Genomic DNA, 13,875 nt, shown 5'->3' with positions numbered 1-13,875 from the left:
TATTTTATCACATTTGAATTTTCGAACTAAATTTTGCTATTTTGTATTGTGTTATATCTTTTAACGATGGTTTGTAATATAATATTCATTAAATGCATAACATTATGTTCTAGATTCATTTAATAGCTGCTATAAACATTAATACCTATAATCATCTTGATTTCATCATCTTTAGAGTTAGGAGACGGTTTATACATTATGGAACAATCTCATCGTATACTTAGTATTTATACACGTTTAATTCAACAAAAAGTTGTAAATAAAGAAAAACTTTCTCAAGAGTGGAACGTATCTCCTCGTACTATCCAAAGAGATATTGATAATATTCGTAATTTCTTATATGATACCGACGAGTGGCACGGTTATAGAAATGAAATCATTTATAATCACCGTTCTGCTTCATACATTATGAATAATACTAACGAAGATAACGCTACTTCTATCTACTTTCTCATTACATTGTTACAAACAGTAACACCAGTCGTTGATCAACAAGTTTACAATTATCTCAATTTATTAATCAAAACTTTTCATAGTAAACATGAAAATGAATTGCTGCTTCAATTAGAAAAATTAAAGGTTGGTAATCGATATCAAGCATTACATAATTTAACCGTAGCCAACCGCGCTATTAATCAACAACAAAAATTATATTTGCGTGATGGTCAAGAAATCACTCCTTTATACATCAGATATCAAGGGTTTACTTTCAACTTGGTTTATCATTATAATCAAAAAGCAAAGATAACAAATTTAAGAAAAACTGACATCACATTTAGCCCAGAACATTTCGCACCTCATCATTCCCAAAAGCATTACCAACAGATTACTTTTGAAATGCAGACTTCATTATATGAATCGATGCAGTATTTCTATGAGAACAGAATCGTTAAAACCTCTAAAGACAGTTACTGTATCGCACAATTTAAAATGTGTGCTGAAGACGCTGTAAATCTCTGCTTTTCTTGTCGGAAGCAAATTAGAATTTTAAAACCAGACAATGTTCGACGCGAAGTCTTACATCAACTATTAAAACTGCAAGAAACATATATGATTAATCATGAACCATCCGATTATTAATCACATAAAATCCTAGACAACTTTTTTCATTTCATAAGAGGTTGTCTTTTTTAATGCCTTCATTGATGTGATACGATAAAAGCAAGTAATCATGTGAGGTGAAATACTATGTATAAAGTAATTGTATTTGATGCTTATGGAACATTATTTGATACATCATCTGTAAAAGAAAAATTAGATGAGTATGCAGGAAATAAGAGTGAAGCTGTATCTAAATTGTGGCGAAATACTCAGCTTAAACATACTTTCTTACGCCAAGTAATGGGACGTTATATCACATTTGACGACATCACTAAACAAGCTTTAGAATATGCGCTCGAACAAAACAAAGTACCTTACAACCACCAAGATATTAATACAATTTTTGATGAATATTTGAAGCTGGATTTATTTAAAGAAGTTCCTAATGCACTTAAATCCTTATTGGACTTACAGAAAAAACTATCTGTTTTTTCAAATGGCAGTATGGATATGCTAGACCCTGTGATTGAAAATGCTGGCATTTCAGATAAATTAGATTCTATCATTAGTGCAAACGATATTAAACAATATAAGCCAAGCCAAGCTAGCTATGCACTTGTTTTAAAATATTATCCTGTAAAACGTGACGAAGTCCTTTTCGTTTCGTCTAACACTTGGGATATTTCTGGTGCAGCAAATTTTGGATTCGATACTGCTTGGGTGAATCGCAATCAAAACATTTTTGATAAAAATGGACCATTGCCAAAAATTACAGTTCAAGATTTAGATGAATTAGTTCATTGGTTGAAACTCAATTAAAAATGCATGCATTGCACATTTCTTCCTATTAAATATAACAATTTAGAGAACGAGCAACTTTTCATTAATTATTTTTAGAAGAAAAAAGGCTAAAGTGTGTAATAAATCACAGTTTCTGCAAGTAATGACACATTATGACATTACTTGTGGATAACTATGATTTTTTATTGCGAAAATTTTCTGATAATTTTTAAAAAGTGCAAAAATGTGTCTATCCCTATTGTGTAAAATAGAGACATAACTTAAATATACTCACTAGCAGTATATATTTATGTCTATCACATTATTATAAACAGCCACATTAGGAGGATTTCACATCATGAAGAAAAAACAACTTTTCTCTTTAAGAAAATTATCAGTAGGTATCGCCTCAGTATCATTAGGAACATTAGTATTTTTAGGTGGAGCTCAAGCTGCAAATGCTGAAACTACACAAGCTGAAAAAGACGCTCAAGCAGTTAATGCTCAAGTTGAACTTGCTAAAAAAGCTGGTGCTGAACTAGAAGCTAAAGAAAATACTCAAAAACAAGTCGAAACTGCTCAAAACGTTTCAAAAGAACAAGTAGAAAAAGGTCAAGCTGAAGTAAATGCTTTAAATGGTATTTCTAAAGAAACTAAAGATATTTACAACAAAAAAATCGCTGATGCTGCTACAGCTGACATCCCTGGTATCTTACAAGACGCTAAAGCTGTAAACGCTCAAGTAGAATTGGCTCAAAAAGCTGCGAAAGAACAAGAGGCTAAAGCGAAAGCTGCGAAAGAGTTAAACACGATTACTCAAGTTGCTTATAATACAGTTAACAACTTACACAACTTAACTGACCAACAAAAAGATGCGTTTATTAACCAAATCTTACATGATAGCGGAAATAACAATGGTCAAAACATTAATGCTATTGTTGAAAATGCTAAACAATTAGATACTAACAACGGCAATGAAAAACACGCAAGAGAAGCTGGCGCTAATACTGTTGAAAAGAAAGAAGCTAAAGAATTAGAAACTTTAACTACAGTTGCAATTGACCAAGTAAACGGTCTTCACAACTTAACTGATCAACAAAAAGAAGCTTTTGTTAAACAAATCAAAAATGACAGTGCTAACAACAAAGGCCAAAACTTGAAAGGTATCGTTACTAACGCTAGACAATTAGATACTAACAACGGCAATGAAAAACATGCAAGAGAAGCTGGCGCTAATACTGGTCTTTCTCAAGATGTAGCTGAAAAAGTTAAAAAAGCACATAATGAAGTAGACGCTTTGAAAAACTTAACACCTGAACAAAAAGCTGCTGCACACAGCAAACTTAATGACGATGCACATAATAACGTGAAAAACATTGATAAAGTTGTGAAAGATGCTAAAGCTTTAGATGCTACACAAGCACCTAAAAAAGATAAAGATCCTAAAGAACCAAACGTAAAACCTGAAAAAAGACAAAAAGCTGAACAAACACCTAAGAAAGATAATAAATCTGATAAAGACGATAAAAAAGTTAAATCAGATAAAGGTACTAAACAAGGTTCAGCAGTAACTACTGGTAGTGATAAAGTAGCTCAACCTGGTAAAGATCAAACTGCTAAAGTTACAACTGAACAAAAAACAGATCAAAACTTAGCACAAGCAAAAGTTACTAAAAACGAAGCTAAAGCACAACAAAAAGCTGAAGCTGCTAAAAAACAATTACCAGAAACTGGTGAACAAGATCAAGTATTATTCGGAATGCTTGCAGGTACATTGTTCGCAAGTGCTGGAACATTATTCTTAGTACAAGCACGTCGTAAAGAAAACGAATAATAAAAATTTATTCTAACCAAATGTAATCACCTATACAAAATCCCGGCAAGATAGAGAAAATTCCTTCTCTTGCCGGGATTCTTTATTATTCAAACAAACTGTAAAATTGGTTTAAAGCATTTGCATTGTATGACTCAATATTATATTTTTCATATGAAGGATTGTCACCTTCTAAGAAAGATTTCATTCCTTCTGCAAGTGATTTAGCATCGTTATTTTTTAACATTCCATATCTGCCATTATCTAAAATTTCTCTAGTAACCTCTAAATCTGCCGATAATATATTTTTATTTAACGCTAAGCATTCTAATAATACTAATCCTTGACCTTCGTAATGCGAAGATAAAACAAATAAATCAGATTTATTAATTAAACTGAAAGGATTTGATTGATGCCCTAATAAATACACTCTTTCGCTTAAACCTAAATTATGAATTAAAGTTTCTAAGATTGTACGTTCTTTACCTTCTCCAAGAATATATAGCATCGCGTTTGGATATTCATTTGCAATTTCAGAAAAGCCTTCAATCAGATTGTCAAATCCCTTTTCTGGAGATAATCTACCACAAGCGAATATATTAAACTTAGATTCATCGAAATTGATTATTTCTACTCCAGTTGGAGAATTAGCAATTATCATCGATTTGTTTTCTTCATTTGTTTTTATTATATTTTCCTGTTTTTTAGCACTTTCAAATAAGCCCTTTAAATCTAAAGAATTACTGACTGTTACAAACTTATTTCCAGGTTTAAAGCGTTTTAATTTTTTCTCATTTATTTTATGAATATTTTCAGATACATTTACCAACTTATCAAATTTAGGATACAAAGTCATAAGACCCTTTAAGTTAATAATATGTGGTCGTTTATTCCCTACTACTTTAACTAAATCTTCATTCATATCACTATGTAGATATACAAATTTCTTTTTTGAATCAGTTGCTAATAATAGATTGGACCAAAACATAGAGTAACCACTAAAATCTATTACATAATCAAATTTACTATTACCAAACAACCTTCTAAACTCTCTCTTATAAGCTTTTTTAGGATAAACTCTTTCTTCGATTTTAGAAACCATTCCTCTTTTACGAACAAAATTATTTCTGTAATTTTCATTAAAAGTAGCAAAAAAACCTCCACTTCTCAAAATAATTTTAACATTTTTATTGATGCTATTAAGATTGTCAAGAACAATTTTATTTGTTTTTCTTTGCATAAAAATAATAACTTCAAAACGATTATAATCAATATTTTCAAGCAAATTAAGAAGAGAGCTTGTTATTCCATTATTCATTAATCCACCGGCATATATTAAAACTCTTTCTTTATTACTTTTTTTAATTTTATTAGGGGTTAACTTAAAGATTCTATTTACTAATCTTTCAGTTACTTTTCCATCATCATAAGGAGTGAATCTTTCTTTAAACTCATTATATTTTGATTTATATTTTTGTTGATTGAAACTTTCATTTTTTATAGAAAAAATCAATTCTTCAACAGAAGTTACAGTTGGTCCTGGAAGTTGATCAACATCTATATATAATCCTCTCTCATTTTTATATTTTTCATAATCTGAAGTATAAAATATAATAGGCTTATCTGTAACTAAAAAATCGAAAAAAATACTTGAATAATCAGTTATCAATAAATCAGCTATGCTCAAAATTTCATTAGGATCATAAGTATCCTTTATTAAAAATTTCTTCAATCGGTCATCTTCTACAACATTATCATATAAGAACGGGTGAACTTTTAATAAAATATTATAGTCTGTATTACGTTCTAATTGATTTATTACCTCAACTAATTGTTCTATATCGTCCGAAGGTTCCATAAAATGACCACGATATGTAGGTGCAAACAGTAAATTCTTTTTTCGGGTAAATTTCACACCATCTTTTTTCAAAATCATTTCTAATTTTTTTCTGGAAGTGTTTAAAGTCAGGTCTGTTCTCGGATATCCATCTTCAATAAATTCACCGTCATATAAACCATCCAATTGATACGCTCTTTTAAATATGTCAGTTGTATGCCTATTTTGTGTAACCATATAGCTGGTATTAAAAAAATTTCTCATTAAATTTTGAATGGCTAATAAGCTATTTTCTAAATCAAGACCCATATATTTAAGGGGGGTGCCATGCCAAGTATTTATATAAACTTGCTCAGGTTTTGCTGTGAAATAAATTGAGAATGATGAATTATTTATCAGATATTTACAAATTGATAGTTCTTTTAAGTATTCTTTTCCATGAATAACCACAAATTCAACATTTTTTAAATGTTTATATCTTTTTTTATAATATTTTCTGACTTCATTTGATTCACAAGCCCAAATATGGATATAATCATTAAACTCACTAGATTCCATTAAATACTTAAAAATTGCATATGGTGAATCCGACATACTTTTACCATCCCTTGATTGATAAAGTATTCTATTTTTTTGCACCTCTAATTTTTCAAAGCATTTAGCATAATCCATTATTAAACTAATATTATTCATACCATAATATGATTTTATAGGTCCCATTAAAAAATTAATCTTTCTATCTGCTTGAACAACTAATTTGCCTTTTAAATTCAGTTCTTCGTAACTTATTGACATATGTTTATAACCCTTTCTAACAACCATTTCCTATAAAGTGTAACATTGTTCTTTAAATAATATTTATATCAAATTCATACGTAGTTTCAACCAAAAATAAGAATTGCAGTAAAAACTTTTATTACAACTCGTCCTCTTATATATTGATAACTAGCGAATTTAACCACACATTCTTTACAAATAATTAACAAAAATAATTATAACACAATCCAGACTAGTTATAATAAACTTTTTTATTTAATATTATGACGTATTTCATTTTCCACCATGTGTATTTATATTTAAAAATAAGGAATTCTGTATAAGAAAATGTCCCTTATATTTTAAGTTTGATAACCTTTTCCTACGGCTCCCCCTATTTTTTCTATATATAAGCGAAATTAATTCTTTCTTTTGCTAAAATTTGTTTTTTGTAGGTTGTAATTATATTAATTAGCTAACATTTCATCTTAAGATAACAATAACTTTTAAAATAAAAAGACAAGACTTCTGATTTTACAGAAGCCTTGTCTTTTAGATAAGTATTTTTGTTAAGATATTATCTTGTCAGTTGTAAATCTTTCTATTTCAGTTAGATTATTAAGTTATGTAACCACCTCAAAATATAAATACACTACCATTTACAAATAAAGATGTATCAATTAGGTAATATTTAATTCTTCATGCAACCTCGGATAATTCATTAGAGTATGTCATAACGATAGCTTTGTCATATAATCCCAAATAGATTGAATAATATAATGAGCTGATATTCAAACTGTCTTGCTCCAAGTTTTATTGTTATTTAATCCAAATAGACTCCGGCACTTCGTTCTATCGATAAACCTGTTTCAAATTTCTTAATATACTTACGAAAAGTTTCTACATCTTCTTTTTTCGGTTCGATGACTAAAGCGTCAGAATTCCCAAAAGCTTTTTCTTGTAAGTAGTCTGCGAGCGTTTTACCTTCTTTTGCATCTATCAAGTAACGCGCTAAAACTGCAATCCCCCATGCACCTCCTTCACTGGCTGTCTGCATTACACTTACAGGACTCTCTAAAGCTGCTGCTAAGAAACTTTGTGCGACACGTTCTGTTTTAAAGATACCGCCATGACCTACCATACTATCAATTTCCATCGCTTCATTTTGTTTTAATAAATCAATGCCAATTTTTAACGTACTGAAAGCACTGAAAATATGTGTTTTCATCAGATTTGCTAATGTAAACTTACTATCAACATCTCTAATCAACATTGGGAATCCTTTGGGTACATCAGTTATAAATTCACCTGAAACATATCCATAAGATAATAAGCGACCTAGGTCAGTATCACCATCCAATGCTGATTCAAACATTCGAGTGAATAATTCATCTTTAGAATAATCCACTCCCATTGCGTCTAACACTTCTGCAAAGACATCCATCCAAGCATTAATATCAGATGTACAATTATTAGCATGAATCATAGCTACCTCATGACCTGCTGGTGTTGCGACTAAGTCAACTTCTGGATAAACACGCTTTAATGGATGATCTAATACAATCATCGAGAAAATACTTGTGCCAGCTGAAATATTACCAGTGCGCGGTGCAACACTATTTGTAGCAACCATTCCAGTTGCTGCATCACCTTCAGGTGCACACAATGGCACTCCTGCTTCTAATTCTCTCTCAGAATCAATTAATCGTGCGCCTTCTGCAGTTAAATAACCTGCATTCTCTCCCGCACTCAATACGCGCGGTAATAATTCACGTACATCTTGTTTGAATCCTTTTTTATGAAAAAGCATATTAAACTGTTCTAATAGATCTTCTCGAAACATGCCTGTTTTCTGATCAATTGGAAACATCCCTGATGCGTCTCCAACACCTAGCACACGTTCCCCGGTTAAATACCAGTGAACAAATCCTGATAATGTTGTCATATAACTTACCTTTGAAGTATGTGCTGCACCTTCCAAAGCTGATTGATATAATTGTGCAATACTCCAACGTTCAGGAATATTTACTCCAAATATTTTACTTAAAATTCCTGCTGCTTCATTTGCATTATTATTCCGCCACGTTCTGAAAGGAACTAGCAAATCATCTTTATCGTCAAAAGCAAGATATCCATGCATCATGCCACTGATACCTATAGATTTCACACGTTGAATTGCAACCCCGAATTCACGTCTTACATAGTCCGCCATTTCACGATAACTCTTTTGCAGTCCGATCCACACATCATTAATTGAATATGTCCAATAACCATTTAAAAATTGGTTCTCCCATTCAAACGATCCCGTTGCAACGGTCGTACAATTTTCATCCACAGCTACTGTCTTAATACGCGTTGAACCAAATTCAATACCAATTGACAAGCCGCCATCTTCAATCATCTGTTTTATTGTTTCAATATTATTCGACATAGTATTTCCTTCCATTTCAAATTTACGAATTTCTTAATTTTTCATTTTATATGTATGTTTGTATGATGCTAAGTAATTGTTTATAAAAACATTAGAATATAACGAAAGCGCTGTCAATGAATCGAATACAATTTGATGAGTAAATCGTTATTCTTATATTCTGTTTGCTTTAAATTCTAAAAACATCCCTATACTCAGTAAATTTTTATAATAGAATAACTGTTAATAATATAAATATCTTTCAACATTTAAAACAGTACTTAGAATCCTATAAAAAAAGCGGACCGAAGTCCGCTTTCAATCCTAAATCTAAACTTTTCGATAGCGTTTCAACCCTACAATATTCAAAATTGTAAACACTATAATGAACAATAATAAAATACAAACATCCAACCAGAAATATCCAATTCCTTCTGCCTTTACCATTACCTTCGTCAAAGCATCTCCTGCATAACGCAACGGGAATAAATAACCGATACTTGCTATCCAGCGGTTCACATTATCCAATGGAATAATACCTGAGAATAAAACCTGAGGAACGACAACAACCGGAATAAATTGCAACATCTGGAACTCTGAATTAGCAAAAGTTGAAATAAATAATCCCATTGCTAATGCAGCAAAAGCAACTAAAATATTAATCAACAATACCCAACCAAGATTACCTGCCATTTCTACTTTCAATAAATAGATTGAAAATAAAACGATTATCATTGTTTGTATAACTGCAAAGATACCGTAACCTACTAAGTATCCAAAAACAATTTCACTTCGTTTAATAGATGTTGCTAAAACACGTTCTAACGTTCCTGATGTCCGCTCTCGCAACAATGCAATTCCAGAAATCAAAAATACAAATAAGAACACGAAGAATCCCATTAAAATCGGGAACATTTTATCGAAATAAGTACTATCTGAATCTCCATATAAATAATGAGATTTCATTGATAAACTATTATCTAATTTTCCTGTTTCGGCATTTTTGTCATTTCCAGGCATTTTATTCATTTGAGCTTTCATCGTATTCACTTGTTTCATAACGCCCTGCATTTTATTCTTCTGTATTGCACCACCGAGCATCTGCTTTACAGCATTCGTTTTACTTGGATCTTCATTTGTGTATGTGACCTCTAATTTATCACCTTTTTTCTTCACAAATGCATCAAGGTTATGTTTCTCAATCAGCGATTTTACAGAATCCACATTTTTATATGTAGAGGTGTCTGTTTTATCATTAGGTAAAGCTTTCACAAAACTATTAGGTACGTCGTTTGAAAATCCTACTTTCAAATGTTCATCCGTATCACTATTAAATAAAAAATACATAATTGTTAAAATCAGCAAAGGAACAATAAACATTAATGCTAGTGTACGTTTATCCCTGAATAAATCAGTAATAACACGTACTAAAATCGCTTTAAACCTCATTATTCTTCACCTCCTCTGCTTTTAAGAAAACTTCTTCAATGCTATCGGCATCGAACCTTTCCTTCAACTCATCAGGTGTTCCTAAAGCAAAAATATGACCATCGACTAATAAACCCACCTTATCACAACGTTCTGCCTCATCCATAACGTGTGTGGTCATCAAAATTGTTTGACCTTCTTCAGATAAATGTCGCAACTCTCGCCATATTGATTGTCTTAAACTCGGATCAATCCCAACTGTAGGTTCATCCAAGATTAATAAGTCCGGATGTGCTAATAAAGTAATTGCCAAAGATAAACGACGTTTCATCCCACCAGAAAATGTATTTACAATATCTTTCAATTTTCCTTCTAAATTTACTAATTTCATATAACGTTCAATTTCTGAATTCAACTTGTTACCAGATAACCCTTTTAAATTGCCGAAAAATGTTAAATTTTCTTTTGCGCTTAGGTTTTCATATAGTGCTAAAGTTTGACCCATGTACCCAATTCGATTTAACACCTTGCGATTTGGCATCTTTTCATCATAAATCAATGCCTTGCCTCCATCTAACTTTTCCATTCCAAGCAGACACTTAATCGCAGTCGTTTTACCAGAACCGCTAGGTCCAATCAATCCAAGAATTTGGCCTTTCTCTAGCTCAATAGTAATGTCTTCTAAAACTACTTGCTTGCCGAATACTTTACGGGCCTGTTCTAACTCTGCTACTATCTCAGCCATCTAACCCCTCACCTTCATTCTTTGCTTAGCTTTATTATGCGTCTTACCGTATAACATTGCAATTTAGTATAAAAGAACTTGATATATTGAGCATATAGACATATAAAAAAGCGCGAAGATAGTCAATCTATCTACGCGCCTAATCAGCCTTATAATTCTATTCCTCTATTTTAACTTTATCTAAATCTTCATAGTTCGTGTCAAAGTTATTTTTCTTATACCATTCAACAATAGCTGGAAAATCGATTTCTTTTTCATTATGCGCTTCGATTTCAAAACGCAATTCTTCAATAGTAGTCTTTGATAAGGCATTTTTCAATTCATCGATTGCCTCCTGCAAATGAATCGTTAGTAATTCTCGGATAGATCCACCAACAGGACATACACCAGATAAAGTCTCTGGGAATTTAAAGATTTCATCTATTTGATCAGTTTCAACAGCTTTGTATATATCCCATAATGTAATTTCACTAGCAGAACGCGTTAACTTGGTTGTACCAACGCCACGTTGGATAATCAATAAATCTGCGTCTTTCAACTTTTTATATACATTTCTTATAATCACAGGATTTTTACCAACACTCTCTGCAACCATATCACTCGTGACACGTATTTTAGGAAAATAGGCAATCATGAGTAATGCATGAACAGCAATGGGAAATTGAGTACTTACACGCATATTACTCACTCCTCTCTCTTTAAATTGTAGCAACAAATATTACAAACTACAATTTGTGAAGACCATTAAAAGAAAGATTCCTATGATTTTAGAATTGTATATTTAAGACTTCTTTATATGATTTTCAATGAAATAAAATCAATGTACTGAATCTACTTTTATTATGCTCTCCAAGCTTTAGTTGTGCGATCGATTAATTGTTCAGCGACAACTTCTACACTTACAGGAGGCATTTCATCATAGTCTCCTGCTTTAACACCTTTACCTATTTCATCATTACGATTTTCACTCCAAATGACAGTTGCATCATAATTTGCAACACGTACTGAACCTTCTTGCAATGTTTTCAGCTCATCTTTTTTCATGCTTACAAAATCAGCCATTTCTGGGATACCAAAATCTTGAATACCAACATTTCCAATAGCTTTCAAGTTGTGTTTTTCTGCAAAATCACGAACTGTTTTTACAGCATCTTGACTTCCATAAGTTAAAGTGATGATGTAATCTACTTCATCACCATGTAAAGCATTCTCAAAGTTTTGTGCATCATTTACATCAACTTGCACATGATGTAAGTGTGCACCTTGAATTTCTTTTCTATCGCCACGGCTTGTAATATAAATTTCAGCTTCTGGAAATCTGTTTGCCCATTGCATTGTTATTTCTCTACCTACGAATCCATTTCCGCCTACAATAATTACGTTATTACTCATATCTAATTCCTCCAATTTCAATTTGTAATAATTAATGTTACAAATAAAGTATATTCTCTATCGTCTGTAATTTCAAATATTCAAACTCTATATGAATTTAATTTTGACAATTCTATCAACATTTTTAGTATTCCCCTCTCAACTGAATAAAACCTATTTTTCGTGGTAAATAAATGGATGTAAAGAGACATTTAAAAAGTTTCTATTTCAAAAACTTTTCAAAATATATAAAGATGAGAAGTATTATCCTCATCCTAAGGAGGAAATAAATCATTATGAAATATGTAGTAGTCGGAACATCACATGCAGGTTATGCTGCAATTCAAACATTATTAATTTCAGACCCAGAAGCGCAAATTGAAGTCTTCGAAAGTGCATCATCACCATCATTCTTATCTTGCGGTATTCAAAGTTATTTAGAAGATGTTGCACCTTCGTTACATTCATTGCATTATGCAGATGCTGAGTCGCTTAAAAGCCAAGGTGTGAACTTGCATCTAGAAACAACTGTTACAGATTTAGATACCAAAAATAAAACAGTGACTGTGGAAAAAGATGGCAGTCAATCCGAAGTTTCTTATGACAAGTTATTCTTAAGCCCAGGCGGCGTGCCAAATGAACCTCCAATCGACGGCATAAATGATTATAATAACGTTTTATTTATGCGCGGTGAAGAGTGGGCCGGCAAAATTAAAGAACGTATGCAAAATGCGAAGAAAGCCATTGTAGTTGGCGGCGGTTATATCGGCATTGAAGCTGCTGAAGCATTTACTAAAGCTGGTATTTATACAACTATCATGGATGACGGCGACCGCCTTATCAAAACTTATCTAGATAAAGAATTCACTGATATCTTAGAAAAAAATTCAGCTGAACACGGATTAAAATTCAAAGGTAATGAAAACGTAAAAGCGTTAAAAGCAGATAATAATAATAACGTTACTGCAGTAGTGACTGATAATGGTGAATACGAAGCCGATACAGTGCTATTCGCGGTTGGTGTTAATCCTGCTACAGATTGGTTAGAAGGCAAAGTGGATTTAGGCAAGAAAGGTATTATCAAAATTAATGAACGTTTAGAAACATCAGAAAAAGATGTTTACGCAAGCGGAGATGCTACTTTAATTCCTTATGCACCAATCCATGAAGAACGTTATATTGCGCTTGCAACTAACTCTCGTCGTCAAGGTTATGTAGCAGCACGCAATATGGCTGGTAAGGATATGAAAATGCCACGTGTCTCAGGTACATCTGGCCTAGCATTATTCGACTATAAATTTGGACAAACTGGTGTACATGAAACAGAAGCAGACAGTTATGACGGCAATTTAGGTGCCAAATATATCGAAGTGCCAGTTCGTCCTAAATTCAGACAAGATGATACAAAAGTGCACCTTAAAATTATTTACGATGAAGACTCTCATCGTATTTTAGGCGGACAAATTATGAGTACTGAAGACTTAGTGGAATCTATCAATACGATTTCAGTGGCAGTCAATGCTGGATGGACATTAGAAGATCTTGCATTAGTTGATTTCTTCTTCCAACCTGATTTTGATCGTCCTTGGAATTATCTGAACGTACTTGCTCAAAGCGCATTAGGCAACGATGTTTTCCCTGAAGACAAACAATTATTCTAATAATAATTATTAATTCAACTCATTATCTAAAAG

Annotated in this window: 10 protein-coding genes; 4 read left to right on the top strand and 6 right to left on the bottom strand. The window is 32.0% G+C overall.

Going from position 1 to position 13,875, the window contains the following annotated elements:
* The first annotated feature begins 198 nt into the window (after positions 1–198).
* From A4G25_RS09765 to A4G25_RS09755, 3 genes are all read left to right on the top strand, one after another.
* Positions 199–1,080: a helix-turn-helix transcriptional regulator gene (locus A4G25_RS09765; RefSeq protein WP_047132533.1), complete on the top strand. Its 882-nt coding sequence runs from the start codon at positions 199–201 to the stop codon at positions 1,078–1,080.
* A gap of 108 nt (positions 1,081–1,188) precedes the next feature.
* On the top strand, positions 1,189–1,860 hold the full coding sequence (locus tag A4G25_RS09760; protein ID WP_047132534.1) for a haloacid dehalogenase type II: 672 nt from the start codon (positions 1,189–1,191) through the stop codon (positions 1,858–1,860).
* Positions 1,861–2,179: 319 nt separating this feature from the next.
* Positions 2,180–3,655, top strand: a complete 1,476-nt coding sequence (locus tag A4G25_RS09755; protein WP_047132535.1) for a YSIRK-type signal peptide-containing protein — start codon at positions 2,180–2,182, stop codon at positions 3,653–3,655.
* 85 nt (positions 3,656–3,740) lie between these two features.
* Here the strand turns inward: A4G25_RS09755 and A4G25_RS09750 are convergent, their stop codons facing one another.
* From A4G25_RS09750 to A4G25_RS09725, 6 genes are all read right to left on the bottom strand, one after another.
* Positions 3,741–6,266 (bottom strand): glycosyltransferase, encoded by a 2,526-nt coding sequence (locus A4G25_RS09750; protein WP_052766768.1) that lies wholly within the window; start codon positions 6,264–6,266, stop codon positions 3,741–3,743.
* Positions 6,267–7,050: 784 nt separating this feature from the next.
* The gene (locus A4G25_RS09745) at positions 7,051–8,658 is read right to left on the bottom strand and encodes a xylulokinase (protein WP_047132536.1); all 1,608 of its coding nucleotides are present in this window, start codon (positions 8,656–8,658) and stop codon (positions 7,051–7,053) included.
* A gap of 309 nt (positions 8,659–8,967) precedes the next feature.
* Entirely contained in the window at positions 8,968–10,086 is a 1,119-nt protein-coding gene (locus A4G25_RS09740; protein WP_047132537.1) for an ABC transporter permease, read from the bottom strand.
* Complete coding sequence (locus A4G25_RS09735) at positions 10,076–10,810, bottom strand: ABC transporter ATP-binding protein (RefSeq protein WP_047132538.1); 735 nt, start codon at positions 10,808–10,810, stop codon at positions 10,076–10,078. The genes A4G25_RS09740 and A4G25_RS09735 overlap by 11 nt, the downstream gene beginning before the upstream one ends.
* Before the next feature lie 157 nt (positions 10,811–10,967).
* Positions 10,968–11,489 (bottom strand): Rrf2 family transcriptional regulator, encoded by a 522-nt coding sequence (locus A4G25_RS09730; RefSeq protein WP_047132539.1) that lies wholly within the window; start codon positions 11,487–11,489, stop codon positions 10,968–10,970.
* Between the two features lie 161 nt (positions 11,490–11,650).
* Positions 11,651–12,202 carry an NAD-dependent epimerase/dehydratase family protein gene (locus A4G25_RS09725; RefSeq protein ID WP_047132540.1) on the bottom strand — a complete coding sequence of 184 codons (552 nt, stop codon included), beginning with the start codon at positions 12,200–12,202 and terminating at the stop codon, positions 11,651–11,653.
* A 275-nt stretch (positions 12,203–12,477) separates the two neighbouring features.
* Here A4G25_RS09725 and A4G25_RS09720 point away from each other — a divergent pair, with 275 nt between their 5' ends.
* On the top strand, positions 12,478–13,842 hold the full coding sequence (locus A4G25_RS09720; protein ID WP_047132541.1) for an FAD-dependent oxidoreductase: 1,365 nt from the start codon (positions 12,478–12,480) through the stop codon (positions 13,840–13,842).
* Positions 13,843–13,875 lie beyond the last annotated feature (33 nt).

This window comes from Staphylococcus condimenti, assembly GCF_001618885.1.
In the GTDB taxonomy this organism is placed as follows: Bacteria; Bacillota; Bacilli; order Staphylococcales; family Staphylococcaceae; genus Staphylococcus; species Staphylococcus condimenti.
The sequence above is the reverse complement of the archived record's forward strand: the minus strand, read 5'-3'. Positions and strand labels throughout refer to the sequence as shown.

Excerpts from the sequence above, each read along its gene's own strand:
- A4G25_RS09740 (WP_047132537.1), bottom strand. The coding sequence starts at position 10,086 with ATGAGGTTTAAAGCGATTTTAGTACGTGTTATTACTGATTTATTCAGG.
- A4G25_RS09725 (WP_047132540.1), bottom strand. The coding sequence starts at position 12,202 with ATGAGTAATAACGTAATTATTGTAGGCGGAAATGGATTCGTAGGTAGA.
- A4G25_RS09720 (WP_047132541.1), top strand. The coding sequence starts at position 12,478 with ATGAAATATGTAGTAGTCGGAACATCACATGCAGGTTATGCTGCAATT.
- A4G25_RS09760 (WP_047132534.1), top strand. The coding sequence starts at position 1,189 with ATGTATAAAGTAATTGTATTTGATGCTTATGGAACATTATTTGATACA.
- A4G25_RS09745 (WP_047132536.1), bottom strand. The coding sequence starts at position 8,658 with ATGTCGAATAATATTGAAACAATAAAACAGATGATTGAAGATGGCGGC.
- A4G25_RS09730 (WP_047132539.1), bottom strand. The coding sequence starts at position 11,489 with ATGCGTGTAAGTACTCAATTTCCCATTGCTGTTCATGCATTACTCATG.
- A4G25_RS09735 (WP_047132538.1), bottom strand. The coding sequence starts at position 10,810 with ATGGCTGAGATAGTAGCAGAGTTAGAACAGGCCCGTAAAGTATTCGGC.
- A4G25_RS09765 (WP_047132533.1), top strand. The coding sequence starts at position 199 with ATGGAACAATCTCATCGTATACTTAGTATTTATACACGTTTAATTCAA.
- A4G25_RS09755 (WP_047132535.1), top strand. The coding sequence starts at position 2,180 with ATGAAGAAAAAACAACTTTTCTCTTTAAGAAAATTATCAGTAGGTATC.
- A4G25_RS09750 (WP_052766768.1), bottom strand. The coding sequence starts at position 6,266 with ATGTCAATAAGTTACGAAGAACTGAATTTAAAAGGCAAATTAGTTGTT.